The organism is Roseibium sp. FZY0029 (genome assembly GCF_036350355.1).
Lineage (GTDB): Bacteria > Pseudomonadota > Alphaproteobacteria > Rhizobiales > Stappiaceae > Roseibium.
The window spans coordinates 267,103-292,980 of sequence record NZ_JAZDVZ010000003.1; the positions used below are offsets into that span (position 1 = coordinate 267,103).

General features: G+C 58.1%; 21 protein-coding genes and 1 riboswitch. Of the genes, 9 read left to right on the plus strand and 12 right to left on the minus strand.

From position 1 onward, the window contains the following. Positions 1–9 precede the first annotated feature (9 nt). From V1T76_RS09620 to V1T76_RS09640, 5 genes are all read right to left on the minus strand, one after another. Positions 10–615, minus strand: a complete 606-nt coding sequence (locus V1T76_RS09620; protein WP_330560451.1) for a thiamine phosphate synthase — start codon at positions 613–615, stop codon at positions 10–12. Continuing rightward, on the minus strand, positions 612–1,385 hold the full coding sequence (locus V1T76_RS09625; protein ID WP_330560452.1) for a thiazole synthase: 774 nt from the start codon (positions 1,383–1,385) through the stop codon (positions 612–614). Before V1T76_RS09625 ends, V1T76_RS09620 begins: the two co-directional genes overlap by 4 nt. 5 nt (positions 1,386–1,390) lie before the next feature. After that, on the minus strand, positions 1,391–1,588 hold the full coding sequence (gene thiS / locus V1T76_RS09630) for a sulfur carrier protein ThiS (protein ID WP_330560453.1): 198 nt from the start codon (positions 1,586–1,588) through the stop codon (positions 1,391–1,393). After that, positions 1,572–2,549: a glycine oxidase ThiO gene (gene thiO, locus V1T76_RS09635; RefSeq protein ID WP_330560454.1), complete on the minus strand. Its 978-nt coding sequence runs from the start codon at positions 2,547–2,549 to the stop codon at positions 1,572–1,574. Before thiO ends, thiS begins: the two co-directional genes overlap by 17 nt. Positions 2,550–2,711: 162 nt before the next feature. After that, a riboswitch (TPP riboswitch) is annotated at positions 2,712–2,832 on the minus strand. Between the two features lie 47 nt (positions 2,833–2,879). Next, the gene (locus V1T76_RS09640) at positions 2,880–3,404 is read right to left on the minus strand and encodes a DNA topology modulation protein FlaR (protein WP_330560455.1); all 525 of its coding nucleotides are present in this window, start codon (positions 3,402–3,404) and stop codon (positions 2,880–2,882) included. A gap of 150 nt (positions 3,405–3,554) precedes the next feature. On the opposite strand from V1T76_RS09640, the gene V1T76_RS09645 reads away from it, so the two are divergent. After that, positions 3,555–4,490 (plus strand): pirin family protein, encoded by a 936-nt coding sequence (locus V1T76_RS09645; RefSeq protein ID WP_330560456.1) that lies wholly within the window; start codon positions 3,555–3,557, stop codon positions 4,488–4,490. Here the strand turns inward: V1T76_RS09645 and V1T76_RS09650 are convergent. Further along, positions 4,459–5,220 (minus strand): DUF6030 family protein, encoded by a 762-nt coding sequence (locus V1T76_RS09650; RefSeq protein WP_330560457.1) that lies wholly within the window; start codon positions 5,218–5,220, stop codon positions 4,459–4,461. The two genes, V1T76_RS09645 and V1T76_RS09650, sit on opposite strands and share 32 nt — an antisense overlap. 381 nt (positions 5,221–5,601) lie before the next feature. On the opposite strand from V1T76_RS09650, the gene V1T76_RS09655 reads away from it, so the two are divergent. Both V1T76_RS09655 and V1T76_RS09660 read left to right on the plus strand, forming a co-directional pair. Beyond that, the gene (locus V1T76_RS09655; RefSeq protein WP_330560458.1) at positions 5,602–6,309 is read left to right on the plus strand and encodes a class II aldolase/adducin family protein; all 708 of its coding nucleotides are present in this window, start codon (positions 5,602–5,604) and stop codon (positions 6,307–6,309) included. 2 nt (positions 6,310–6,311) lie between these two features. After that, positions 6,312–7,205 (plus strand): ROK family protein, encoded by an 894-nt coding sequence (locus V1T76_RS09660; protein ID WP_330560459.1) that lies wholly within the window; start codon positions 6,312–6,314, stop codon positions 7,203–7,205. Positions 7,206–7,365: 160 nt separating this feature from the next. Here V1T76_RS09660 and V1T76_RS09665 read toward each other — a convergent pair whose 3' ends face one another. Continuing rightward, a complete protein-coding gene (locus tag V1T76_RS09665) occupies positions 7,366–8,367 on the minus strand; it encodes a DMT family transporter (RefSeq protein WP_330560460.1) in 1,002 nt (333 codons plus the stop codon). A gap of 241 nt (positions 8,368–8,608) precedes the next feature. On the opposite strand from V1T76_RS09665, the gene V1T76_RS09670 reads away from it, so the two are divergent. Together V1T76_RS09670 and V1T76_RS09675 are read left to right on the plus strand one after the other, a co-directional pair. Continuing rightward, the gene (locus tag V1T76_RS09670; RefSeq protein WP_330560461.1) at positions 8,609–9,187 is read left to right on the plus strand and encodes a MarR family winged helix-turn-helix transcriptional regulator; all 579 of its coding nucleotides are present in this window, start codon (positions 8,609–8,611) and stop codon (positions 9,185–9,187) included. Between the two features lie 155 nt (positions 9,188–9,342). After that, positions 9,343–10,107: an FKBP-type peptidyl-prolyl cis-trans isomerase gene (locus V1T76_RS09675; protein ID WP_330560462.1), complete on the plus strand. Its 765-nt coding sequence runs from the start codon at positions 9,343–9,345 to the stop codon at positions 10,105–10,107. A 93-nt stretch (positions 10,108–10,200) separates the two neighbouring features. Here the strand turns inward: V1T76_RS09675 and sthA are convergent, their stop codons facing one another. After that, positions 10,201–11,601: a Si-specific NAD(P)(+) transhydrogenase gene (gene sthA / locus V1T76_RS09680; protein WP_330560463.1), complete on the minus strand. Its 1,401-nt coding sequence runs from the start codon at positions 11,599–11,601 to the stop codon at positions 10,201–10,203. A gap of 415 nt (positions 11,602–12,016) precedes the next feature. Between sthA and V1T76_RS09685 the strand changes: the two genes are divergently transcribed. From V1T76_RS09685 to V1T76_RS09700, 4 genes are all read left to right on the plus strand, one after another. Next, positions 12,017–12,862, plus strand: coding sequence for a substrate-binding periplasmic protein (locus V1T76_RS09685; RefSeq protein ID WP_330560464.1), 846 nt, complete (start codon positions 12,017–12,019; stop codon positions 12,860–12,862). Between the two features lie 234 nt (positions 12,863–13,096). Then, positions 13,097–15,283, plus strand: a complete 2,187-nt coding sequence (locus tag V1T76_RS09690; protein ID WP_330560465.1) for an anthranilate synthase component I — start codon at positions 13,097–13,099, stop codon at positions 15,281–15,283. 307 nt (positions 15,284–15,590) lie between these two features. Continuing rightward, positions 15,591–15,929 (plus strand): hypothetical protein, encoded by a 339-nt coding sequence (locus V1T76_RS09695; RefSeq protein WP_330560466.1) that lies wholly within the window; start codon positions 15,591–15,593, stop codon positions 15,927–15,929. Positions 15,930–16,750: 821 nt separating this feature from the next. Further along, positions 16,751–17,683 carry a hypothetical protein gene (locus tag V1T76_RS09700; RefSeq protein WP_330560467.1) on the plus strand — a complete coding sequence of 311 codons (933 nt, stop codon included), beginning with the start codon at positions 16,751–16,753 and terminating at the stop codon, positions 17,681–17,683. A gap of 9 nt (positions 17,684–17,692) precedes the next feature. Here the strand turns inward: V1T76_RS09700 and amt are convergent, their stop codons facing one another. The 4 genes from amt to V1T76_RS09720 all read right to left on the minus strand — a co-directional run bounded on the left by amt (position 17,693) and on the right by V1T76_RS09720 (position 25,871). Then, entirely contained in the window at positions 17,693–20,887 is a 3,195-nt protein-coding gene (gene amt / locus V1T76_RS09705) for an ammonium transporter (protein WP_330560468.1), read from the minus strand. A gap of 349 nt (positions 20,888–21,236) precedes the next feature. Further along, complete coding sequence (locus V1T76_RS09710; protein WP_330560469.1) at positions 21,237–22,328, minus strand: metal-dependent hydrolase; 1,092 nt, start codon at positions 22,326–22,328, stop codon at positions 21,237–21,239. Between the two features lie 220 nt (positions 22,329–22,548). Beyond that, on the minus strand, positions 22,549–24,393 hold the full coding sequence (gene ilvD / locus V1T76_RS09715) for a dihydroxy-acid dehydratase (RefSeq protein WP_330560470.1): 1,845 nt from the start codon (positions 24,391–24,393) through the stop codon (positions 22,549–22,551). Positions 24,394–24,764: 371 nt separating this feature from the next. Then, on the minus strand, positions 24,765–25,871 hold the full coding sequence (locus tag V1T76_RS09720; RefSeq protein WP_330560471.1) for an alkene reductase: 1,107 nt from the start codon (positions 25,869–25,871) through the stop codon (positions 24,765–24,767). Between the last annotated feature and the right edge of the window lie 7 nt (positions 25,872–25,878).

Here is a 25,878-nt window from a genome sequence, read left to right on the forward strand (position 1 = left end):
GCGGGCCTGCTACCGCCAGCGCTGCGTCGCCTCAATCCATTCCCTCGTGCGCGCTTCCGGATCGGCATTGCGCGTGATGTCAGTGGCGACGGCCGCGATATCCGCGCCATTCTCAAACACACCAGGCAGACGCTCCGGGTTGAGGCCGCCAATGGCCACCAGGGGTAGACTGCCGATCTGCTGCCTCCAGCGGCCGATCTTCTCAACGCCTTGCGGGGCCCATTTGAGCTCTTTCAGGATTGTCGGATAGACGGGGCCGAGGGCGACATAATCGGGCTCGGTAGAAAGAGCTGTCTGCAGTTCTTCGCCGTCGTGGGTCGACACTCCAAGCTTCAAGCCTGCCTTGCGAATGGCTGCGACATCAGCCGCGGCAAGGTCTTCCTGACCAAGATGGACAAAATCACACCCCTCCTCGATTGCAAGCTGCCAATAGTCGTTGACGACAAGTTGGCAGCCATGTTTCACGCAAACGCTCCTGGAAGCCGCGATTTCCTTGCGCAGGATATCATCGCTCACGTCCTTGATGCGTAGCTGAACCAGTTTGATGCCAAGCGGCACCAGCCGTTCGATCCAGTCGGAACTGTCAACGATGGGATAAAAGGGATCGAGTTTCATTCAAAAACCGCCATTCCGAGTACCGGAGTAGAAGGAACCGCCATGTCACGAGGTTCCAGGGGTTGGGCTTCGTAGGCCAGTCGACCGGCCTCGATTGCCATCGCAAATGACCTTGCCATGGCGACAGGATCACCGGCCTTCGCTACGGCCGTGTTCAGCAGCACCGCATCAAAGCCGAGTTCAAGTACAGTGGCCGCGTGAGACGGCCGGCCAAGACCGGCATCCACGACAAGAGGAACGCCACTGAAATGACTGCGGTAAGAACGAAGGGCATCCGGATTGACCGGCCCTTTCGCTGAACCGATCGGCGCGCACCAGGGCATCAACACCTGGCAGCCTGCCTCAAGCAGCCGTTCACCGACCACAATATCGTCCGTCGTATAAGGAAACACCTCGAAGCCGTCATCGCTCAGGATGCGTGACGCCTCCACAAGGCCAAAGACATCCGGCTGCAGGCTGTCGTGATGGCCGATCACTTCCAGCTTGATCCAGTCGGTTCCAAAAAGGTCCCGCGCCATCCTTGCGGTGGTAACCGCTTCCTTCACCGAGTGACACCCGGCGGTGTTGGGCAGCACCTTGACGTTCAATTCCCGGATTCGGTCCCAGAACCGCCCACCTGTGCCATTTCCGGCCGTTTCTCGCCGGAGAGACACGGTCAGAATTTCTGCACCCGATGCCCTTACCGCATCCGCCAGGATTTGCGGTGAAGGATATTGCGCCGTTCCGAGCAGAAAACGCGATGCGAACGTTTCCCCATAAACTTCAAACATGATCGTCAGCCTCCCTGCATTGGTGACAGGATCTCGATCCGGTCGCCCGCCTCAAGGACACAAGCGCTCCGTTCTTCCGCACACACGAGTTCGCCGTTGCGCGCCGTGGCCAGGAACTCATGGTCATAGGCCAGTTCATGCAGAAGGGCAGCCAGCGTCGCGCTGGCAACTTCCTGAGGTTCGCCGTTAATGGTTAGCTTCAAGGGACTTCTCCTGAAGATGTTGCACGATCCTGTCTGCTGCCTCGATGGCAAAATGCGGGGCAAGCAGGAAGCCGTGCCGGTAAAATCCGTTCAGTGACAACGTGTTGCCGGAAAGCGTGACGCGAGGGAGATTGTCGGGATAGGCCGGGCGCAGGCCCGCCCCGGTTTCGATGATCTTTGCCTCCGCAAAGCCAGGATGCAGGCTGTAGGCGGCATTGAGGAGTTCCATGGTCGACCGAACACTGACCGCCTCCCGGTCGCCGGTTTCAATCATGGTCGCCCCGACCATGAAGACCCCGATGTCACGCGGCACGACATAGACCGGGATGCGCGGGTGCAGAAAACGCACAGGCCGCGAAAGTGAGACATCCGGCGCGTGGAGCAGCAGCATTTCACCGCGAACGGGCCGCAGGTGCGGATCGGGCGCAGCCATGCCGGTACAATCGGCGACAAGATCGGGCGCCGAAGCAAAGTGCTCGGTCTCGAAACTGGCCTCTGCACCGCTCTCAGACACTTTTGCCAGCAACGCCGTGAGAGCTTGCCGCGGATCGAGATGGGCTTCTCCGGCAAAATGAAGTCCCTTTGCAAATCGGCCCGCAAGGTCCGGCTCGAGTGCGCCCAGCGCTTCACTGTCGAGCCATGTAAAGCCGCTGGTCCGAGAGGCAAACCGGTTGAGTTCACCAGCATCGCGCGGCGCGGCAACAACCAGCGTGCCATTGTGCCGGACGTGCCCCGGCAGAACCTTGCTCCACCAGCCAATGGAGGCTTGCCCGAGCCGCAGAACATCCTCTTCGGCACTTTCCCGCTCGCACCAAGGCGCCAGCATACCGCCAGCAAGCCAGGAGGCACTGGCGGTAAGATCCTTGTGTTTTTCCAGCAACTCCACCCGCACACCACGCGAGACAAGCTCTTGTGCCAGAGCCAGACCGGCAACTCCGGCCCCTTTGATACCGACCTTCATCCCGCCTCTCCTGCCAGGGAGGACGTCAGTCGTTCGCCATCTCGGAATGTCTGGTAGACCGCCTGCATTCAACGAATCTCCGCAAGGACCGGAACAGGCCCCGCATTTCGGACAGTCAGCTTGGAAAGGTGGCCGGGGTGGTCGCATTGCCGTGGCAACCGCAGTTGGCCGAGAACACCTTCCCTTCGCCAGCATGACCTGGATCAGGTTCGTCGGGTCCCTGCACTGCGCAGTCGCGCCAGCAGTATCTCAGCCTCTTCTAGAGGCACCCCGGGTGAGCCCCTTTTGTGCCGCTCGTTAGGTGCAACTGTCAAGAGACCGGATAGATCTTCAGTCTCGCTCCCGACAGTCCGCCAGAAACTCATTGACCTCGGCAAGAGACCGGAGGCGATAGACTGTCAGATGCTTCGGAGGATCACTGTAGATGCGCTCCAACTTGGCTCTGGCCGAGTGTCTGGTTCGCCATATGAACTTCAGGAAATCAACCGTCTGCCAGTTGAACTGCTCCGGGCAGCCTTCCGCCAGATCAGGACGGCTTTGCCCATTGTATTTCACCGACCGTTTCAGCACTCGAAATATGCGGCGCATAACCGGGACATCGAGCCAGATGAAAGTGTCGGCACGTTCAACTCGCTCCGCATAGGTGCTTGAATGACCGCCCTCGAAGATCCACGCATCCTTCAAATGGACCTCATGCGTCAGACGGTCTTTCTCTTCTCGCGTCCGTTCGTTCCAACCGGAGCGGTAATGGATCTTGTCCATATGGTAGATGGGCAATCCGGTTTTCCGGCCAAGGGCAACGGCAAGCGTGCTTTTTCCCGAGCCCGGGCCGCCTACGATCATCACGCGTTTCATGTCGCACCAAACAAAAGCAAGTAAGGAAGGGCCGGTCGTTATACAGATTGTGCAGGGGATGAAAACCCGAAACAGACTGTTCAATGGACACTTCCGCTTCTCGGTGCCTATCTAACCTGCAAGACGAACTATTCTGTGATGGAGAGGCAGATGAGCTGGTTGAATTGCCCCGATCCCGTGGCGGGAAATGCTGCAAGCTGTGACCCGATAGAAACGATCATCGTTCCGCGAACGTCCGATCTCGGCGGATTTTCGGTGAGGCGCGCTCTGCCCTCCGCCAGGAGACGGATGGTTGGTCCGTTCATCTTCTTCGACCAGATGGGACCTGCAGAGTTGCTGGTTGGCGGCGGCATCGACGTGCGCCCTCATCCCCATATCGGTCTGGCGACAGTGACCTATCTCTTTGAAGGCGAGATGTACCATCGTGACAGCCTCGGAACGGAGATCGCGATTGCGCCCGGTGCCCTGAACTGGATGAGCGCGGGCAAGGGCATCGTGCATTCAGAACGTGAGCGTCCGGAACGATTGCAGGAAAAACGCCCCCTTTTCGGCCTGCAGAGCTGGGTTGCCCTGCCCAAACATCTGGAAGAGACTGACCCGACCTTCCAGCATCACGGCACTGAGGAACAGCCCGAGTTTTCCGACAAGGGCGCTTCGGTCAAGCTCATCGCTGGGGAGCTCTATGGCCACAAGGCACCGGTGAAGACAGCCTCCGACATGTTCTATGCAGATATCACGCTGGAACCGGGAGCCAGGATCCCGCTGGATGCCGGTTGGGAAGAACGTGGCCTTTACACTGTCTCTGGCCAGATCACCATCGCGGGCCAGAGTTTTGATCCGGCCCAGCTGTTGGTGTTCAAGCCGGGCGATCATCTGGTGATTGAAAACACCTCGCCCCTGCCCGCCCGTTTTGTGGTGCTTGGCGGGGAACCGATGGATGGCCGGCGTTATATCTGGTGGAACTTCGTGTCTTCATCAAAGGAACGCATTGAGCAGGCCAAGGAAGACTGGCGGCTGGGACGGTTCGATACGGTTCCCGGCGACGCGGAGGAATTCATTCCCCTGCCGGAGCGTTCGGGGCCTTGACGCTCCAGCCGCTCTCAAGAGGCGGCGCTTTTTCAAACCGGTCGGCGGGCCGGATCAGGTCCGGCTCGCCAAAGTCGAGAATGATATTGAGCCGCTGGCTTGCCAGCGGATCCCCTGTCAGCTTGGGATCTTCCGGCGCAACCGACATGCGAACACCCCTGTGGTTCGTTTCCAGTTGCCTGAAGCCGGAAACCGCCTCTCGAAAGACTTCCGGCACCGTCCAGCCGTAACGCAGGGCCAGGGCGTCGATCACCAGCCAGACCGCATCGAGCCCTATCTGCATCTGGCGCGGATCCTCCACCACCAGTTTAAGCCGCAGATAGTCGATGCGGTTGTCCGAGGGGCCGCGCAGCAGGAAGAAGAGAGTTGTCGAGCCATAGTCGACGCTCGGCGTGGTCAAGGGCACCAGGTCTGATGCGCATTGCCAGCGGTCCGCACTGAAGGGAGCCCGGCGCCAACCCGGATTTCCGAGGCCCAGCGAGCGCAACTCGTCACACAGTTGATCTGGCCGCCCCAGAAAGCTGCGCTTCAGTTCGGCTGCAAGTTCCGGCTCCGGGGCCAGCAGCACGTTCCTCGCCGGAGGCTGCAAGGACGATAGCGGGTCCGGCATCAGGGGTGATGTGACGACGCTGTCTTCCCCCTGCTGTTGAACAAGGTGCAGGAACAGACCTCCAACGGCAAAACCTGCTGCCAGAAGTGCCAGCGTTCCCCAGATGTAATAGGGCGTCACCTGAGCACGGCTCCTGGACCTGGCAACGCGTGGCGGCAGACCGGGCCTGTTGGGCTTGCCTCCGTCAGACAGCGTTTCTCCGTCCGGCTCAGCCCAGCGTGGTCCTTTGGAAAGCGGTCCGGGTCTTGGTCTGGATTGCTCGCCCCGACCCGTCCGGTCTGCCGACATTGCAGCCGATCCAAACAAATGCCTGAGCTTGTCTGCAAAACCCGCCATGCAGTCCCTTAACACCGCGATCCTTCACCGTCTGGTCGAAGGCTCGGGATATATCAAACCAATACCTTGAAAAGGCAACCGGATACCTGTCATCTAAGCGCCGCTTTCACGGCCGCGCTTTTAAACGATAGGCTTGCGGCCGAACCAGACCCAAAGAGGCCCCGAATGCCCACCTTTCCAGACGATACGTCCGAGCTGCGCCGCGCGATCATAGAGACTGCCCGCGCCTTGCCGCGTCTCGGACTGACGAAAGGCACTTCTGGAAATGTCAGTGCACGCACCGAATCCGGTTTTTTGGTGACGCCGTCGGGTACTCCTTATGAAAATCTGACCGAAGACATGATCGTTCCGCTGGACTGGGATGGCTGCTACCGCGGTGAAACGCTGCCGTCTTCCGAGTGGCGTATGCATCTCGACTTCTATCTGGCAAAACCTGACTGCGGCGCGGTGGTCCATTGTCACAGCCCGCGCGCAACCGCCCTCTCGTGCCACCGGCGTGGCATTCCCGCGTTCCATTACATGGTCGCGCTTGCCGGCGGTGACCGCATCGACTGTGCGCATTATGCAACCTTCGGCACGAAAGCCCTTTCCGAAGCGATGATCGCTGCTCTGGGAGACAGGAACGCCTGCCTGCTTGCGAACCATGGACAGATCGCCGGAGGCGCAACATTGCAAAAGGCTCTTTCGGTGGCGGAAGGTGTTGAAGATCTGGCGGATCAGTATCTGTCGGCTCTGACACTCGGCGACCCGGTGATCCTGAACGCCGAAGAAATGAGCGCAATCTTGAAAAAGTTCAAAACCTACGGGAAACAGACAAGCGAACTTGAAGACGGCCAGACGGCTGCCTTCGAACTGCCAAGACGGATGGAGTGAAAATGCGGCTGGGAATTGACTGGGGTGGCACCAAGATCGAAATCATCGCTCTTTCCAACGAGGGCGAGGAATTGTTTCGGCAACGGGTCGACACTCCCAGAGACGACTATGAAGGGTGTCTGGAGGCTGTCCGTTTTCTGGTCGAATGTGCCGAGCAGGCAACCGGCCAGACGGGAACGCTCGGTCTCGGTATTCCAGGGTCGCTGTCGCCCAAGACGGGCCTCGTCAAGAACGCAAATTCCACCTGGATGAACGGGAAGCCCCTGGACAAGGATCTGCAAAGGGTGCTCGGCCGTCCGGTCCGCATCCAGAACGACGCCAATTGCCTGGCGGTGTCGGAAGCGACCGACGGTGCTGGCGCCGGAGCTCACATCGTACACGCCATCATCATCGGCACGGGTAGCGGATCGGGCATCGCCATCGACGCTAAGGCTCACCTCGGCGCCAACGGCATTGGCGGTGAATGGGGTGCCATCACCGTTCCGTGGCTGAAGCCGGAAGAATACCCAGGTCCGGATAGCTGGATCGGTCACAAGGGCGCCATCGACCGCTGGTGCTCAGGAACCGGCTTTCAGCTTGATTACAAGGACAGGACCGGAACACTGCTGAAGGGCCACGAGATCATGGCGCTGAAACGCTCTGGTGATACGGTGGCAACCGCCGTCTATGAGGCCTACGTCAGCCGCCTTGCCCGTGCGCTTGCCATGTCTGCCAATCTTCTCGACCCGGATGTGTTCGTTCTGGGCGGCGGCATGTCGAATATCGATGAGCTTTATGCAGACCTTCCTGCGGCAATGGAGCCATACATCTTCTCGGACACTTACGAAACGCCGATCCGCAAGGCCATGCATGGCGACAGTTCCGGCGTGCGCGGAGCGGCCTGGCTCTGGGGGTAATGCCTTTCATGGGAGCTGGCTCGATCCATTGCGTTTCTCCTCTCCCCCGTGAACCGCGGCTCAGGCATGGGCCTCATTCCAGGGCCGTTTAAGCTTCCCGCAAACGTTTGAAACCGGTCCGGCTGTGCGCTGCCGGACCGGTCTTCAATCCGCGGCATGTTCAACTCGTCTTTTTGAGACCGCTGGCGCGCCCTTTGCTGACGAGCACAATCCCTGCCCCGACAGCAGCAACAGCCGCCAGTTTCGGAAGGTTAGGCACTTCACCAAAGGCCAGATATCCGAGACCAAGGCCGATTACCGCTGCAACAGAACCGATCTGGCTGAGATAAACGGGCCCAGCAGTGTGCTGCAGGCGAAAATAGAGCCCGTACTGGAATGCGAAGATGGCTATTTGCGCAGCCAGCAAACCGGTCGCTTCTGCGGTCCAGGCGACCGGTGCAACGGGAATACCGGCGATCGCGGTGAAAAGCCCCAGCGCCAGGAACCCGACCAGCATCATGCCAAGGGCGAGATCGACAGGTCGCGCGCCGGAAGGCCACTTCAGCGTGCGATAGATATTGCCGAAGGCCAGGAACACCGGGATAGACAAGGCAACCATCGCCCACCAGGAAGCCTCCACGGAAAGCTGTCGTCCCGAAGCAGCCAGCAGCACGCCACCGGCGAGACCGAACAGAACACCGGCCCCGCGCAGTACCTGAAACCGTTCGATGCGCAACAAGACGGCAAAGCCATAGGTCAGAACCAGCGGAAAGGCGTAGCTCAGGGAAACAAAACCTGCGCCGACCTTCGGCGCGGAAACGACTGCAATCATGTTCGGGGCAATGAACAGGAGGCCGCTGACCATCAGATACAAGGCAAATTTGCCCCTGCTGACGCTCGTGCTTCCAACTCCTGCCATGCTTCCCCTCGCCGAGATCCTGGTGATGGCGAACAACCCCACCGCACCTCCCAGGATGGACCATTGCAACAGCGCCAAGGGATGCCAGCCGGTCATCGGTGCAGCTTTTGCAATCACCGTGGAGACGGCGAGAAAGCCGCCGACAATCAATAACAGCACCAGTGGCTGATCCAGCGGACTTCCGCGCCGGACGACGGAGAGCTCTGCCTGTTGCTGAAGGGAAGCCGCACCTGCGTGGGCTCCCGGTCTGGTTGTGTCCGCCATCGGACTGTCCTTCCTCACTCATCTTCGGCCACACGATGCAGCCTCGCTTGGGAAAGAGATAACTCATTTTATCTTGATTACAAGATACTTGATGTAAAGATTCTTGATGCGGTTGACACTCCCACTCAAACCCGACACTATTCGGAACAAAAAATAGTCGATATGTCAGTTATTTATGCTGCCTCGCCAGTCTCACGAAGCAGCGTTTCGTCTGGCATAAAATCATCTGGAGTTCCCGGCGATGACCAACCGGTCGAGTGACCCTTTGAAGCCGTCCGATCACCTCTTTGGCGATCCGGAAGACTTGCTCATTGACCGCGCCGAGCGTGCGCGCAGGCAATGGCAAAGGGAAATACCCGAGATTGCGGAAAAACTGTCTCCGATGGTTCTGCTGGGGCGATTGAACGAAGCTGCGCAGGTGCTGGCACGCGACTATCTTGCGCCTGCCTATGCGGAGATCGGGCTGAAGACGGGTGAGTTCGATGTTCTGGCAACGCTCGTGCGATCAGGTCCACCCTACAAGCTCACGCCTACGGAGCTCTACCGGACAACGATGATGAGTTCTGGTGGCATGACGGCGCGCGTGGACAAGCTGGAAAAGGCCGGTCTTGTGGAACGCTGCCCGCACCCGGACGACAGGCGGGCGCTGACCGTGTGCCTGACTGAAAAGGGACTGAAGCTGATCAAGGATCAGATGCCCAATTACATCGAGACGCAGCAACGGGCCGTCAACGGACTGACTGAAGAAGAACAACTGCACTTGTCGGACCTTCTGGAAAAGCTCATTCGCTCCGTCAATGATCCCCTGGGAAAATTCTGACACGGTCGCGTGCCTTGATGGGACCGGCCTTGGGTCGGGCAGCCTCTGGAACGATGCGGGTGTTGTGACTTGGCGTCACTGTGAATACAAACCGGATTGTCTTTCGGCTCCAGATGAAGAATTCTTCGACCGAACAAACACCGGGACGACACATCATGCTCAAATGGGTTACGCGTTTTTTCGCCATCCTGCTCTTCATTCTGCCGGCAAAAGCCCAGGAAGAGCTGCAGATCCGCGATATTGAAAAAGGGACTGGCGAAGAAGCGAATGTCGGCGAAACGGTGGTGGTGCACTACACAGGCTGGCTGATGGATGGAACGAAGTTCGATTCCAGTGTCGACCGCGGCACCCCCTTTTCGTTCACGCTTGGGGAACGGCGGGTAATTCCCGGTTGGGAAAAAGGCGTCGAGGGAATGCAGGTCGGTGGCAAGCGCGAGCTGATCATTCCGCCGGACATGGCTTACGGCTCACAAGGCGCGGGTGGGGTCATTCCGCCTGATGCCACCTTGAAATTCGAAATCGAACTGCTTGAGGTCAAGGCGAAGAAATTCTCGAATATCGACAATAGCACTCTGAAGGCGAAGCTCGCCTCTGGTGTCACGGTCATCGATATCCGTCGCCCTGATGAATGGAAGCAGACCGGCGTCATTCCTGGCAGTCACCTGGTCACGTTCTTCAACGACAGCGGTCAGGTGAACCCTGCCTTCGGCAGCGAATTGCAGAAACTGATTAACGGCCCGTCGGATGAAGTCGTGTTTCTGTGCCAGACCGGCCGGCGCAGCCAGGCCCTGTCGGAATATCTGGCTGGTCAGGCTGGCTTTACCAATGTGGTCAACGTCGAAAAGGGAATAGCCCACTGGATCGAGGACGGCGGCGAAGTCACCCAGGCAAGCGTGCCGGAGAATTGCTGGCTCTGCTGAGCGCTGTCGGCCCTCATATTCCAGCCCATCCGGCAAGCAGCTTCAAGCCGAAAAGTCTCCTGAGCTAGCCACGTAGCGCTGCAAGCCGCTGGTTCAATGCTCCAGCGGCGGCATGCGGTTCCAGGCGTCGAGCGCGGCGATCTTGTAAGCTTCAGCCAGCGTCGGATAATTGAAGGTATTTTCCACGAAATACTCCAGTGTGCCGCGCAGATTGAGCACCGCCTGCCCGATATGGACGAGTTCCGTCGCGCCTTCCCCGACAATGTGACATCCGAGAAGCCGTCTCGTCTTGAGCGAGAAGATCATCTTCAGCATGCCGCTATCGAGACCCATGATGTGGCCGCGCGATGTTTCCCGGAAACGGGCGACACCGCATTCGTATGGAATGCCGCGGTTCTTTATCTCTTCCTCTGTCATACCGACCGTTGAGATTTCAGGCACCGCATAGATGCCATAGGGAAAATACTCGGGCGGATCGTAGGCTTTCTCGCCCAACGCATGGCAGGCTGCTATGCGCCCCTGCTCCATCGATGTCGAGGCAAGGCTTGGAAAGCCGATGACATCGCCGGCCGCGAAGATATGCGGCACGTCGGTCTGGAACGTCATCGGATCGACCTTCAGACGGCCTCGGTGATCTACTTCCAGTCCGCAACTTTGCAGGTTCAGGTTCGGCGTTGCTCCCATCCGGCCGGCTGCGAACAGAATGACGTTCGACCGGATGCAACGCCCCCCCTCCAGCGTGATTTCACAATCCGCGGGACCGTGTTTTTCGATCTTCTCGACCTTCGCTCCGAACCGCAGCGCAATGCCACGGTCCCGCAGTTGGTGCGTGAAGTCCGCAACGAGTTCCTTGTCCAGAAAGTCGAGCATGGTGTCGCGCGGTTCGACTAGCGTGACATGCACATCAAGTGCAGAGAAGATCGAAGCGTATTCGACCCCGATGACACCTGCCCCGATGACAGCGATCGACCGAGGCAGCTCGGTCAGCTCCAGGATCTCGTCACTGTCGAGGACGAATTCTCCGTCGAAAGGCACATAGCCGGGACGGAAGGGTTTGGTGCCAACGGCAATGATGAACTTGTCCGAGGTAATGTGATGAAGGTCTCCGGCATCCCCCTCCACCTCGATCTTGTGCGGTTCGATGAACTTCGCCTCGCCCCGGATCGTATCGACCTTGTTGCGGGCAAACTGATGCTCAAGAACCTCGACTTCATGGTTGAGGGTGATGTGCAGGCGCGCACGCAGGTCTGCTGCCGTGAGGTCTTCCTTCACCCGGTACGAACGGCCATAAAAGCCGCGCTCGCGCCAGCCCGTCAGGTTCAGCACGGTTTCACGCAGCGTCTTTGAAGGAATGGTGCCTGTGTGCACGGAAACGCCGCCAACCCGCCGTCCGCGTTCCACCACCAGCACATTATAGCCGAACTTTGCTGCCTGAATTGCCGCCCTGCGTCCGGCCGGCCCGCTGCCGATCACAACCAGATGGTAGTGTTCCATATGCCCCTCACTGCCAGTTTTCCGTCAGCCTGTTGGCCTCCGTCCGCCCGGAGGCACCTTTCAAAATCGCTGCACCGCAAAAACAGCATCTTGGCGCGAGGGTCAAGAAGGCAAGCGGAAAATGCAGGCATACCGGAAGCTTTGGTGGATACGCGCTGGTGATTGCAACTTGTAACAATGGTGCAAGACAAACGCTGCAACTCATCTGTATACTGATCGTCTATGAGATTCTCAGTCGTTGCAACTCCATGCATCGTCTTATGGCACGGTCTTTTACAAAGCCAATGTTTGAGATCGCTAGGTTAAACTGAGACACCCGCCCGACAGCCAGGAGCGAACTGGTATCCAAACACAGAAAGGATCGGCCACCGAAATGGGTTCTTCGCCTTCACGGACAGCCTGCCAGGCAAAGGCATTGCTTGCGAAGCTTTCCTTGAGTCTGTCCCTTGCGCTGGTGACTTGCAGCTCGACCCTGTTATTGGCGACCGGGCCCGCAAATGCAGACCAATCCGCGAAATGCGCGTTGAGCCAGGAGATCGTCATTGCGGCGGAAGATTCCTTTTTTCCTTACGCCGGCTTCTACCAAGGAGAGCTTCGTGGATTTGCCGTGGATCTCGTTAACGCGGCCTTCAGCGCGGAACATTGCTCCGTCACTCTCAATGTCATGCCTTATAACAGGTGCGTTCGGGAAGTGACCCAGGGCCGGCAGCTCGGATGCTTCAACACTACGGGGTCGGATGAAAACCGGCGGAACTACATTTTCCATCAGACACCGCTTTTTTACGGGAAGATTCTGATCTACAGCCACCCGGAAAACACGGCGGAATTTCATCCCGACTTCTTCAAGAACAAGACCTTTTCTGTGGTCAGGGGGTACACCTATACCGACGCCTTCGACGCAGATGAGACGATTGCGAAGGTGGAAGTGGACTCGGATCTTCAAACACTTGCGCTGACGGCAAAGGGGCGCACGGACTACGCCGTGGTTTACGAGAAGGTCGCCGCGTTTCACATCAGCAACAGCCAGAACTTCATCTCCCCGGCGCCGATAGCCATACATGAGCTCGCCATGCTCGGTCTCTTCGTGTCTTTTTCAAAGAATACACCCGAGCGGTCAAAATCGGTGGCCGCACTCCTCGACCGCGGGTTGAGCGCCATACGCGAAGATGGAACCTATAACAGGATAGAAGCAAGCTGGGACGAGTGGCTGAAGCACGGATTGAAAAACGGACAACCTGCCCCGCACTGGAAAAGCGAGTAGAACCTTCGGTAAGCTTTTTTCGTTGCCATGCAGACCCGTATAATCTATCCCTCATGCCATGAACATGAACCTGAAAGCAGCTTGGTGGTGGCGCAGCGCGATATAGGCGGCCAGCGATCAGTCATGCTCTGAAGGGATCGAGTATCCAACCAAAGGCCGCCGCGGGACACCGCTGGCGGCCTTGGTTCTTTATAAGGCCGTCGCAAAGGCAGCCACCAGAACGGGACCAGAAACATGCCAGTGCTGGCAGACCAGACCTATGAAACCGACTGCGGGATAACCATCCTGCGCACATCGCGCCCTTCCGACTATGAAACCGGAACGTCAGAGTGGATCGACCGGCTGGATGCCGAACTGGGTGCGGTGCTTTCCTCTTCCTATGAATATCCCGGCCGTTATACGCGCTGGGACATGGCTCTGGTGAACCCGCCTCTGGTGCTGGAAGCCAAGGACAGACATGTCGAGATCCGTGCGTTGAACGATCGCGGCGGTTTGCTGCTGCCGGCAATTGCTGACGTTTTGAAAAAATGCGTCGATGTGGAAACCTTCGAATCCGACGCCACCAGGATCGACCTGACGGTCAAGCGGCCCGACCGTTTGTTCAACGAGGAAGAACGTTCACGCCAGCCGTCGACCTTCTCGATCATTCGCGCCCTGAAGGACATGTTTGCCTGCGGCGACGACCAGCTCGGCCTCTATGGTGCTTTCGGCTATGACGTTGCCTTTCAGTTCGAGCCTATTGAACAGAAGCTCGACCGGCCGGACGACCAGCGCGACGTCGTACTGTTTCTTCCCGACGAAATTCTAATCGTCGATCACCACGGCAAGCGTGCCTACGTTCTGGAATATGATTTTGTTGTTGGCGGCCGAACCACGAAAGGCATGGTGCGGACAGGGTCCAGTCAACAATATACGCCAGCGAACCGCGATCCGGGCCGCGGCGATCATGAGCCCGGCGAATACGCAAAGCTCGTCGAAAAAGCCAAGGACTATTTCCGCAGGGGCGACCTGTTCGAGACCGTGCCCGGCCAGACCTTTTACGAGCCCTGCGCCAATCCACCGTCTGCCGTCTCGCGGCGCCTTGCCCAGATCAACCCCTCCCCCTATTCTTTCTTCTTCAATCTCGGCAATCAGGAATATCTCGTCGGCGCTTCTCCGGAAATGTACGTACGGGTAACCGGCGGCCGCCGGGTGGAAACCTGCCCGATTTCCGGCACGATCCGGCGCGGCAAGAACGCGATCGAAGATGAAGCACAGATCCGCAAGCTTTTGAATTCGGCCAAGGACGAAGCGGAACTGACGATGTGTTCCGATGTCGATCGGAACGACAAGAGCCGCGTGTGCGTGCCCGGCTCGGTCCGCGTCATCGGGCGCCGGCAGATCGAGATGTATTCCCGCTTGATCCATACGGTGGACCACATCGAGGGTATCCTGCGTGAGGATATGGACGCATTGGACGCATTCCTGTCGCACACCTGGGCGGTGACTGTGACCGGAGCGCCCAAACGCTGGGCGATGCAGTTCATCGAGGACCATGAAAAGTCCCCTCGCGCCTGGTACGGCGGGGCCATTGGCGCGGTGCTTTTCAATGGCGACATGAACACCGGGCTGACGTTGCGCACCGTCCGCATCAAGGACGGCATGGCCCAGATCCGTGCCGGCGCAACCTTGCTGTACGACAGTGTTCCGGAAGACGAGGAAGCCGAAACCGAACTGAAGGCGGAAGCCATGCGGGCTGCCGTTCGCGAGGCTGGTCTTGCGGTAAACGCGCAGGAAAAGCGCGACGACCACAAACCCGGGCGAGGCCTCAAGATCCTTCTGGTCGACCACGAAGACAGTTTCGTGCATACGCTCGCCAACTATTTCCGCCAGACCGGCGCGGAGGTTGTCACCTACCGGACGCCGGTGGCGGACCATGTGTTCCACGACGTCAATCCGGATCTGGTGGTGCTGTCACCTGGCCCGGGCAATCCCAAGGACTTCGATTGCGCAGCCACCATCGGACGGGCTCGGGCCCGGGCTCTACCGATCTTCGGTGTCTGCCTCGGCCTTCAGGCGCTATCGGAATACTTTGGCGCAGAACTGGGCCAGCTCGAGATACCGATGCACGGGAAACCCTCGCCCATTTCCGTTTCAGGAAATTCCATCCTGTTTGAAGGCCTCAACGCGCCTGTGATCGTGGGCCGGTACCATTCGCTTCATGCCAAGCGGGACACCGTACCGGCTGATATTCTTGTTACGGCGGAAACCGAAGACGGTATCGTGATGGCGATCGAGCACAAAAAAGAAGCGATCGCCGCGGTGCAATTCCATCCGGAGTCGATCATGTCGCTGGATCAGGACGCGGGCCACAAAATTATCGAGAACGTGGTCAGCCGTCTCGTCTCGGCAAAAGTACAGCAGGCCACAGCAGCCTCCTGAGCGGCGCTTGGCGGGTAAATTCTGCTATTCCCGGATGTTGATTTTCAGAACGGCGCCATTGATGGCGCCGTTTTATTTTTTCCCAATCAATGTCTTGTTTTTCAACGGGCTTTACCTACGCGTGCACGATGGCGAAAGCTCTGTTTTGTTCCTTAATTATTGCGATTTTGCGCTGAAAATTTCGTGACCAAAAAATCAGGAACCAACCCGAGTGTCATCGCATTTTCTCCCCGACTGCCACGACGGCACGGACCGAACAACAGGGTCTCGCCGGTGTCATTGTCAGATAACGCAAAGGAGAAAACCAATGCTTACCCTTAAGAAGACGATTGTTCCCCTCATGAGTGCATTCATCGCCTCCACGGCAATGGTTGGTTTCGCCCAGGCGAACGATCCGTGCGGTAGCGACGGCAGCGGCGACAAGCCGATCACCGAATGTCCGGGTGCAAATGTCGAAGCTGCAGTAGAAGCGCCGGTCGATGGCACCAAGGACATGGTTGGCGACCTTGACGGCGACAAGCCGCTGACGGCTGAACAGCAGGTCACTGGCAAGGCTGAAAACCATGCCTCGACCAAGAAGGACCTCGACGGTAACCAGGCGACAAATCAGCCGCTGATGGATACCACCGACGGTAACGACTCCTAAGAGTGTCGTAGAAAACAGTCGCGCCTTTCAGGCGCGGCTTTTTTTGCCTAGCACGACCCGGACACCCGCTCTTTTCCGCGATCCAAGAGCGCATTTCTCATATAACTTGAGGCAAATCCACAAGTGATATATCAAAAATATTTCTTTTGAATATTCTGACTGCAATTCTCGGCATCTGCGTCGCTGGAACCGTCTGCATTTATCGAGTTCGCTGGTTTTCCGACACCACTCGGTTGGTGCTCGACAGCGTGCAAAACAAACAAGCCGCTGCACGCCGCCTCGGTTCCACATCCCGCACAAATCAGCACCCTACTGAGGGGATCGCTCCTGGTTTCCGCTGCACTTTGCCCCGTTGTCGCAGCCCACTTGAACGGGGGAAATTCCAGAGCAGAACAGGACACCCTTTTCCAGCAGCTTGATTCGGTATTCTCAATGCCGGATCGTGCGGCCGAGGAATTTTTCCAGCTCGCAAAGAGGCTCTAAAACCAGAGCAGCAATTCGGATGGCATGATCCGCAAGGTGAACGCCGTCTGAAAAGCCGACGCCGGACCTTGACCGCCGACCCACATGAAGTGGTCGCGCGACTCAAACAAATCAGCAGCTGAAACCAAATATTACGTCACGTCAATTTTGGTTCGGATATTGTTTGTCAGCACCTGTCATTCGTAAGCTTAGGCTTGCATTGAAGACTGTGTGACGAGAAGAAAGTTGATTAACGGATTACAACAGAGTTCTATGGATATACGCAGGCAAATTTATTCGCCTTTCATTGTTGGAAAGTAAAAACATATTTCCTGGCAAACAGGTTTTTGGGAGACATAATGGCCGGAACTTCACCAGAGGCCACGCAAAAGCGCCCCCGGTCTTGGGGTATCGCACGCCGCCTATTGGTGGTGGCTGGATTTCTGACGGTGCCATTATGCGGGCTTTCGGCCGCCGACGACGGCGTATCTCTGAAAAACCATCTCCTCGCACTTGGAACCTGCCCGCCCTGGAACCCGCAATCGGTGGAGATTTGCCGTTACAGCGTCGACAAGGTGATGACGGCGCTGGCGCCAAGACTGGACGTGGGACCTGAGCGGCAACATATGCTTGTCAACGAAGGGGCAAGCGCGACTTCGCTCAAACTCAAGGCAACCGAACTGGCAAACAAACTTGGCAGTGCCGACCGGCTGATCATTTATGCCAATCTGCCCCTGGGCGTTGTTGACCCAACCGACAGCGACGGTGCAACGACCTACGCCCTGGAGCTGTGGGCAAATGCCAAACCCGAAACGACGCTTCAGGCAATCGGAGACGGCATCTGGATGTCCGCGTCCGCCTTTGCGGCCCTTCTCCATGCCATTCCTGCCGGGGAGGTCATCCTTATTCTGGATACCAACAACCCTCAGGCACTCGACCTTGGCCTTCTGGAACATCATTCGGTCGATGACAAGAACAGACCGGAAGCCCTGGTTATTTCTTCCGGCCCTGGTCAGACGGCGAATTATTCCGCAGATCGGACGATTTCTCTGTTCGCGAAGCATTTGGCAGTGGCGCTGCAGTCCGACGAAGGAACCTTGCAGGACGTCATGACCACGGCCGTAAACGGAACCCGTCAGGCGGCCATCCCCATCTGTGCGGAATTGAACGAAAAGCGCGGCGAGACAACCGATCCGCGTCCGGATTGTACGCAGGTTCCGGAGATCTATGATCCTGCCGCGTTGCTGAGCCGCACCATGCTGCTGCCACTGACAGAGTCCGGCGTGAACTGAATTCTCCGGTCAACTCGCTAAAGTCGCCTGATGGGCAACATCCAAGGCCTGCTGCTCACCGAAGTTCAGCCGGTCGAGCGCCTCACTCACATCCGTTGATATCGTTTGCACACGTTTGGCCGCCGGTGCCGGCATGCCGATCAAATATCCCTGAGCCTCGTGACATCCGCGCTGCGCCACCAGACAGAGCTTCTCCGTGTCTTCCACCCCTTCCGCCACGACGCGCATCTTGAGGGCCTTGCCGAGCCTGACCACCGTTTCGATGATTGCGAGTGAGCCGTAGTTGTGCTGCGCCTCTGAAACGAAGGACCGGTCGATCTTGATGCAATCGAAGGGAAAGCGGCTCAGATAACTCAGCGACGAATAGCCGACGCCGAAGTCGTCCAGGGCAATCTTCACCCCGATTTCCTTAAGACGTTTCAACACGGCCAATGCGCGGGCATCATCCTCGATAAGCGTGTTTTCCGTGATCTCCAGTTCAATCCGCTCTGCCGGAACGCCGGAGGTCTCAATCGCTCTGCGCACATCGTCGACAAAGTCACGGTCGCGGAACTGGACGGGACTGACATTGATGCTGATGCTGGCGCTGGTAATCGTCTTCGCGGCAATCCGCAGGGCTTCGGCAAGGACATACTTTCCGATCGGCACGATCTGGCCGGAGGTTTCCGCAACCGAAATAAACTCGCCCGGACTGACGAGGCCACGGTCCGGATGGTTCCAACGGATCAGAGCCTCGTAGCTGACGATGCGCGCGGTGGCCAGACACATGCGCGGCTGGAAAAACAGTTCGAACTCGCCCTCGGAAAGCGCCGTATTCAAGTCCTTTTCCAGCGCCCTGCGCTGGCGGACTTCATCGCCCATACCGGGCAGGAAGACACAATAGGTGTGCCGTCCTCCGTTCTTTGCGTTGTAGAGCGCGATATCGGCATTGGAAATGACCTGGTCCTCGGCGTCGTAACCGGTCATCAGCGCAACGCCGATACTGGCGCCCGGCTTGAGAATGAGCCCGTGACCGCAATCTATCGGTTCAGACAGAGACTTGACCAGACGCATGGCCATGTCCTCTGCCTGGTTGGCGAATTGAATGCCGTTCTGGATGATCGCGAATTCGTCGCCGCCCAGGCGCGACACGGTATCACCATGCCGACATGACTGGCGCAAGCGATCAGCTGTGACCCTGATGACGACATCGCCAACCGGATGGCCGTGGAGATCGTTGATATCCTTGAAGCGGTCCAGATCAATGATTAGCAATGCAGCGGAGAGCCCATGCTGTTCGCACTTGCCTATGGCTTTTTTCAGTTCGGCGTTGAAGACAGCGCGATTGGGAAGATCCGTCAAGGGGTCGTGTTGCGCCAGATGCAGGATCTGGGCTTCGGCTTTTTTCCGCTCCCGAAGATCGACCAGAGCGGACACGCGGGTCGGAACGCCGCGATAGGAAATCACCCGGGTGCGGATTTCGACCGGCACCCGCTCACCGGAACGGTTGATCAGAGTGACCTCACGCGGCTCCTTCTCGGCCTTGACCAGATGGTCTTCGAGCGTGCCTGCCAGTTCGTTGTCGACAAACTCGTAAAGGCCGCGCATCTCCAGCTCATCGATCTCATAGCCGATGAGATCTTCGAAGGTCTTGTTGCCATCCAGAATGCGGCCGTCGACCGAGATTACGATGGCATCGAAGGTGGCATTGGCCAGGGCTGAAAGACGCTCGGCCTCTTCGCGCGTGCGTTTGGCGTCGGCCGCGCGGATGTGAGCCTGCTCCTCGTTCTGAACAGTGTCCATGAGCGCGTTGAAGAGACGCGTCAAACGTTCTGAATCATCGCCCTTGGCAACTTCCAGTCTCATGGAAAGGTCGGCCTTGCCGGCAATCAGGCGGTCAAGAGCGTCTTCCACATGGCCGATACCGAGCCTGGTGCCATGTTCGGCTTCGTTCAAACCCAGATCTTCACTGGCAGCATCAAGCCGGATCGGCTGCAGTCTGTTCAGCACGGACAGCACGACCCAACCGGTCCCGAAACTCCAGACAAAGCAAGCGAGTGCGCCCGTGAGCTGGACCAGAAATTGCGGCAGATGAGCCCCCAGAGGCAACTCTTCGGCCGGCGCAAGCAATGCAAGGCCCAGTGTGCCGGCAACGCCTGCAAATCCGTGAACGCTTATCGCCCCGACAGGATCGTCTATCTTCAGCGTGCGTTCCAGAAAGACCGCTCCGAAGATGGCAAAGGCGCCACCGGCGGCGCCAATAAAAAGCGCCCCGACGGGAGTCAGCACGTGGCAGCCTGCAGTCACGGCAACAAGGCCACCCAAAAGACCCGAGATCGAGTTTTCCGGCAGAATGACCTTGTCCCTCTGGCGTCCCAGAAAATACCCGGCTCCCGTACCCGCTGCGGCAGCAATCACGGTGTTGGCCAGTATCATCGGCACATGCCAGGACGCTGACAGTGTGGACCCGCCGTTGAAGCCCAGCCAGCCGACAAACAGGATCAAAGCCCCGGAAGTTGCCAGAACCGAGCTGTGGCCCTGGATACGATAGGCGCGCCCATCCGCCCCGAACCGGCCTGATCTCGGCCCCAGGATCACGCAGGCGGCAAGCGCGATCCAGGCGCCGGTGCCATGCACCACCGTCGACCCTGCAAAGTCGACAAACCCAATGCCGGCGAGCATAGCCTTTGCATCGGAAAACAAGGCGGCGCCCCAGGCCCAGTGGGCGAAGATCGGGTAAATGAGACCGGCGGTCAGCACCGAGCACCAGATATAGGCCGACAGACGCATGCGTTCGGCCACCGCACCAGAGATGATTGTAGCCGCTGTTCCGCAGAACATGACCTGGAAGGCAAAGATGGTCAGACCCCACGGATCGAGGTCCGAGAGACCCAACAGGCGAGAATCGAACCCGGCAAACCAGCTTCCGCCGGCACCGAATGCGAGGGAAAAACCGAAAACGGCAAAAATCAGAACGGAAACAGCGAGGTCGAGGAGGTTTTTCTGGGCGACATTGATCGAGTTCTTGGACCGGACGAGGCCTGCCTCAAGCAGCATGAACCCCACCTGCATCAGCAGCACCAGTCCGGCCGCGAACAGCACCCAGACCATATCAAGGCTCTTTTGAAACGATGCCAGGTCGATTGCCTGCGCCGCCAATGCCGGCCCCGTCACCAAAATACCGGCACCGCAGAGAACGGATCTTGTGTATGCCGCCCGGCTCATGATGTATTTGCCCCGCTTTTCGAAAACAAAGGCATGATTTCGCCGAGAGGTTAATTCTGTATTGCTAATTTTGTCAGGTATTTTTACGAAAAAAGAATGCTCATTTCTTCAGCAATCGCCACCAACAAACCCACGATTCAATTCTGAACTCAAACAATTGTAATCATTTAATAAATCGAACCCTGCAGGCAGAGACCCTTCGAGACAGCAACCTTCTCCCCCAAGGGAACAGTGCTCAAAATTGAAGCATCTAACGATCTGTAAAATCAGCGGAAATTCGGCCGAACCTTGCAATTGTCCGACCATCATGCCGTCAGCCACGGCATGATCGGCAACCGATCTTCCCGTGCTAGCCGGAAGATGCCTCAGTCAGCGCGCAGGACTGTCCGCCATTTGTTTCACCGACACCTGCAATTGCAGCTTCCGCTTGCCGAATGGCCAGTTCCCCCATGACCCGGGACGTCAGCCAGGCCCAGTCTTCCGGGTCCACCCTTTGCTCACTGGTCACTTTGACCGGAGACATCGCCCGGATCCCTTGATCCTGAACAGCGGCAATCGCGAAGCGGAAAGCATAATTCGGGGTCATGCCCATACGCAGGTCCGAGATGACGATCTTGTCGTTCTCCTGTTCAGCCCGGTAATAGCCGCGACTGAACCACTGCAATTTCCGGAAGGCATCCGTCTCTTCAACACAGGCAACGAGTTCCGGGTGCCTCGGATGGGGATAGATTTCGGGAGCCTTTTCGCCGTCCAGAAGAGAGATGTAGAGATTGTCGTATCGACCTTCCTGAAGGCCGATAACCTTCCAGAGAAGAATGTTGAACGGCGCGGCAATCGCAAAGACCTCGTCCGGAACAATGCCTTCCTGCCTGAAGATGTCCCGCGCTTGTTGCTCGACATGTCGCTGAAGAACGACACTCAGGCCCAGATAACCTGTCGAAACGGCCAATACCGCCACAGTGAAGGTCTGAAGACGCCGCGTCCAGCTTCCCTTGAAGAGGGCCCATATCACGACAGCCAGGAGAGGCAGGGTGTAGAGCGGATCGATAATGAACACCGATCCGACACCGAGAGGGTCCGGATAAAACGGCCAGAACAGCCGCGTGCCGTAGACCGTCATCGCGTCGATGCCCGCGTGGGTGGACAGGCACAGAAAGACAGTCATCCAGGTCAGCCAGCGACAATCCCTCAAGCCTTTGAACAGCCTTACCAGCCCCTCGCCCAGAAGCGGGGCTGCCAATGCATGCACGAAGACTGAATGCGTCCAGCCGCGATGGAAAACGAAGCTGTCGACCGGGTCATCATAGGGGATGAGGACGTCAAGGTCCGGCAATGTTCCGAGCACTCCGCCGACAAGGGCTGCCTTTCTGGGGCCAAGCTTTTTGCCGAGAAGCGCCGTTGAGACGGCGGCGCCGAGAACGAACTGGGTAAGAGAGTCCATATAAAACCTTGGTCCTGAGCCGGAAGGTAAGCGGGTTATGTGCGGCGGAGGTCACCGATTGGCAAGGGTCCGGATCGAATTGATTGCCCGAACGCCCATCAGTCTTCACCGGACGCTGGCAATCTCCCCCTCCTGACATCGCGCCAAAAAGAACGCCCCGCGTCCTTTCGGACGCGGGGCGTTGCAGTTTCCTTTATCGAAGCGTCAAGCCGCCCCTATGTCAGTCGACCACCCGGAAGGCCCCCTTGGAGGCACTGGTGGTCAGCTTTGCATAGGCGCGCAGAGCCGTTGAAACCTTGCGCTTGCGCACTTCGACCGGTTTCCAGGCCTGATCACCCTTTGCTTCCATCGCGGCGCGGCGTTCGGCAAAGACTGAATCGGGCAGGTCCACTTTCAGAACACGGTTCGGAATATCGATCACGATAGGATCGCCCTCCTCAACCAGCCCGATAGCGCCGCCTTCCGCAGCTTCCGGCGAGATGTGACCAATCGAGAGGCCCGACGAACCACCCGAGAAACGGCCATCGGTGATCAGCGCACAGGCTTTACCGAGGCCTTTGGATTTCAGATAGCTGGTCGGATAGAGCATTTCCTGCATGCCCGGACCGCCGCGAGGGCCTTCGTAGCGGATCAGAACCACTTCGCCTTCCTTGACCTTGTTGGTCAGGATCGCCGAAACGGCACTGTCCTGGCTTTCGAAGATACGTGCCGGGCCGGAGAATTTCAGAATGCTCTCATCGACGCCCGCGGTTTTCACCACGCAGCCATCTTCGGCGATGTTGCCGTAAAGCACGGCGAGACCGCCGTCCTTGCTGTAGGCATGTTCAACTTCCCGGATAACACCGGCCTTGCGGTCCAGATCCAGATCGTCCCAACGACGCTCCTGGCTGAAGGCGACCTGTGTCGGAACCCCGCCGGGTGCGGCCCGGAAGAAGGTATGCACGCTCTCGGAATTCGTCTGACGAATATCCCAGCGCGAGAGTGCTTCCTTCATCGTGGCCGAATGAACGGTCGGAAGGTCGGTATGGAGCAGCCCTGCCCGGTCGAGTTCACCGAGGATGCCCATGATGCCACCAGCGCGGTGAACGTCTTCCATATGGATGTTTTCGACTGCGGGTGCGACCTTGCACAGCACCGGCACCTTCTTCGACAGACGGTCGATGTCGTCGATCGTGAAGCCGATTTCGCCTTCGTGAGAAGCCGCCAGAAGGTGCAGGATCGTATTGGTGGATCCGCCCATGGAGATGTCGAGGCTCATGGCGTTCTCAAACGCCTTGAAGTTCGCAATGTTGCGCGGCAGAACGCTCTCGTCATCCTGCTCGTAATAGCGTTTGGCAAGATCAACGATCAGGTGTCCGGCTTCAACGAAAAGGCGTTCGCGATCCGCATGGGTTGCCAGCGTCGAGCCATTGCCCGGCAAGGCAAGGCCAAGGGCTTCGGTCAGGCAGTTCATGGAGTTGGCCGTGAACATGCCCGAGCAGGACCCACAGGTCGGACAGGCGTTCTGTTCCATCGTCAGAACGTCGGCGTCGGACATCCGGTCGTCGGCAGCGGCGATCATCGCGTCGATCAGATCGACGGACTTGGCAACACCGTTTTCCAGCACCACCTTGCCCGCTTCCATCGGACCGCCGGACACGAACACGACCGGAATGTTGAGCCGCATGGCGGCATTCAACATGCCCGGTGTAATCTTGTCGCAATTGGAAATACAGACGAGCGCATCCGCGCAATGGCCGTTGACCATATATTCGACCGCATCGGAAATCACTTCGCGCGACGGCAGCGAATACAGCATGCCATCGTGGCCCATGGCGATACCGTCATCCACCGCGATGGTGTTGAATTCCTTCGCGACACCGCCAGCCTTTTCCACTTCGCGGGCAACCAGTTGGCCGAGGTCCTTCAGGTGGACGTGCCCAGGCACAAACTGCGTGAAGGAGTTGGCAATCGCGATGATCGGCTTGCCGAAATCATCGTCCTTCATGCCGGTCGCGCGCCAAAGGCCGCGTGCACCAGCCATGTTGCGGCCGTGGGTTGATGTTCTTGAACGATACGGGGGCATTGTCGTTTCTCCCTACATGTGCAGGCCTTTGTCCCTCCGGCACGATGTGCTGCCGGAGCGGATCAGGTTTCCGCGCCCGATTTAGCTCTGATATGGGTTTGACAGGTTTTTTTGCCAAACGAAAGGCCGGATTGGGAAAAAAGAGTACGCTCCGGTACGGTTGCTGCTCACCGTTCCTGATTGCCCCTGATAGACGCCGTATCATTGCTTGGAAGAGGCCCCTGGAAGACCTGCCGGCAAGCCGTTCCAGTGTGGCACTGCAATTTGTACAGGACACAAAAAGAAAGCCGGTGCAGACGCAAAGCCTGCACCGGCTATCCTTCAGACCGCCCCGGATTGGGGGGATGTCGGGCGGCCTGAAATACGAAAGATTACTCTGCTGCGACCGAAGTTTCGGCCAGCGTCGGATAGTCCGTGTAGCCTTTTTCAGCACCGCCGTAGAGCGTATCGGTGTCGAGCTCGTTCAGCGGAGCGTCCTTCTCCAGCCGGTCGACAAGGTCCGGATTGGCAATGAACGGGCGCCCGAACGCCACAAGATCGACTTTGCCCGTTTCCACTGCCTCGATTGCCATGGACCGATCGTAACCGTTGTTGCCCATGCGTGCGCCATCGAAGAGTGCATAGAGTGCGGATAAGTCACCGCCTTCCGGAATGTCGCGCGAACCACCGGTCTGGCCTTCAACCAGATGGAGATAGGCAAGGCCGTAGCCGTTGAGCAATTTGATCGCGTGCGAGAATGTCGCCTGCGGATTGCTGTCGGACGCGTCGTTGGCGTTGGAGAAAGGGCTCAGCCGGACACCGACCCGGTCGCCGCCCCAGACATCAACAACCGCATCCATGACTTCCTTGAGGAAGCGGGACCGGTTTTCGATAGATCCGCCATAGGAATCGTCACGCTTGTTGGAGCCATCCCGCAGGAACTGGTCGATCAGATAGCCGTTGGCTGCATGAACCTCGACACCGTCGAAGCCTGCTTTTTTCGCATTTTCAGAAGCCTTGCGGTAGTCCTCGACAATGCCCGGAATTTCGCTGGCATCCAGCGCACGCGGTGTCGGTGTATCGACGAACTGCTCCCCATCGAAGGTCTTCGACTTTGCGGCAATGGCGGATGGTGCCACGGGATCAGCGCCACCCGGCTGAAGAACCGGATGCGAGATCCGGCCGACATGCCAGAGCTGAATAACAATCTTGCCACCCTTGGCATGAACAGCATCGGTGACTTTCTTCCAGCCTTCGATTTGTGCGTCGGAATAGATGCCTGGCGTCCAGGCGTAACCTTTGCCTTGCGGCGAAATCTGCGAGGCTTCGGTAATGATCAGCCCGGCACCGGCCCGCTGATCGTAGTATTTCACCGTCAGGTCATGCGGCGCATCGTCTTCATGGCGCGCCCGGTTACGGGTCAGCGGAGCCATCACGACACGGTTCTTCAATTCGATTGCCCCAGCCTTGGCGGGCGAAAACAGTTTTGCTTTCGACATATTCAAC

Excerpts from the sequence above, each read along its gene's own strand:
- V1T76_RS09620 (WP_330560451.1), bottom strand. The coding sequence starts at position 615 with ATGAAACTCGATCCCTTTTATCCCATCGTTGACAGTTCCGACTGGATC.
- V1T76_RS09625 (WP_330560452.1), bottom strand. The coding sequence starts at position 1,385 with ATGTTTGAAGTTTATGGGGAAACGTTCGCATCGCGTTTTCTGCTCGGA.
- thiO (WP_330560454.1), bottom strand. The coding sequence starts at position 2,549 with ATGAAGGTCGGTATCAAAGGGGCCGGAGTTGCCGGTCTGGCTCTGGCA.
- V1T76_RS09640 (WP_330560455.1), bottom strand. The coding sequence starts at position 3,404 with ATGAAACGCGTGATGATCGTAGGCGGCCCGGGCTCGGGAAAAAGCACG.
- V1T76_RS09645 (WP_330560456.1), top strand. The coding sequence starts at position 3,555 with ATGAGCTGGTTGAATTGCCCCGATCCCGTGGCGGGAAATGCTGCAAGC.
- V1T76_RS09655 (WP_330560458.1), top strand. The coding sequence starts at position 5,602 with ATGCCCACCTTTCCAGACGATACGTCCGAGCTGCGCCGCGCGATCATA.
- V1T76_RS09660 (WP_330560459.1), top strand. The coding sequence starts at position 6,312 with ATGCGGCTGGGAATTGACTGGGGTGGCACCAAGATCGAAATCATCGCT.
- V1T76_RS09665 (WP_330560460.1), bottom strand. The coding sequence starts at position 8,367 with ATGGCGGACACAACCAGACCGGGAGCCCACGCAGGTGCGGCTTCCCTT.
- V1T76_RS09670 (WP_330560461.1), top strand. The coding sequence starts at position 8,609 with ATGACCAACCGGTCGAGTGACCCTTTGAAGCCGTCCGATCACCTCTTT.
- V1T76_RS09675 (WP_330560462.1), top strand. The coding sequence starts at position 9,343 with ATGCTCAAATGGGTTACGCGTTTTTTCGCCATCCTGCTCTTCATTCTG.
- sthA (WP_330560463.1), bottom strand. The coding sequence starts at position 11,601 with ATGGAACACTACCATCTGGTTGTGATCGGCAGCGGGCCGGCCGGACGC.
- V1T76_RS09690 (WP_330560465.1), top strand. The coding sequence starts at position 13,097 with ATGCCAGTGCTGGCAGACCAGACCTATGAAACCGACTGCGGGATAACC.
- V1T76_RS09695 (WP_330560466.1), top strand. The coding sequence starts at position 15,591 with ATGCTTACCCTTAAGAAGACGATTGTTCCCCTCATGAGTGCATTCATC.
- V1T76_RS09700 (WP_330560467.1), top strand. The coding sequence starts at position 16,751 with ATGGCCGGAACTTCACCAGAGGCCACGCAAAAGCGCCCCCGGTCTTGG.
- amt (WP_330560468.1), bottom strand. The coding sequence starts at position 20,887 with ATGAGCCGGGCGGCATACACAAGATCCGTTCTCTGCGGTGCCGGTATT.
- V1T76_RS09710 (WP_330560469.1), bottom strand. The coding sequence starts at position 22,328 with ATGGACTCTCTTACCCAGTTCGTTCTCGGCGCCGCCGTCTCAACGGCG.
- ilvD (WP_330560470.1), bottom strand. The coding sequence starts at position 24,393 with ATGCCCCCGTATCGTTCAAGAACATCAACCCACGGCCGCAACATGGCT.
- V1T76_RS09720 (WP_330560471.1), bottom strand. The coding sequence starts at position 25,871 with ATGTCGAAAGCAAAACTGTTTTCGCCCGCCAAGGCTGGGGCAATCGAA.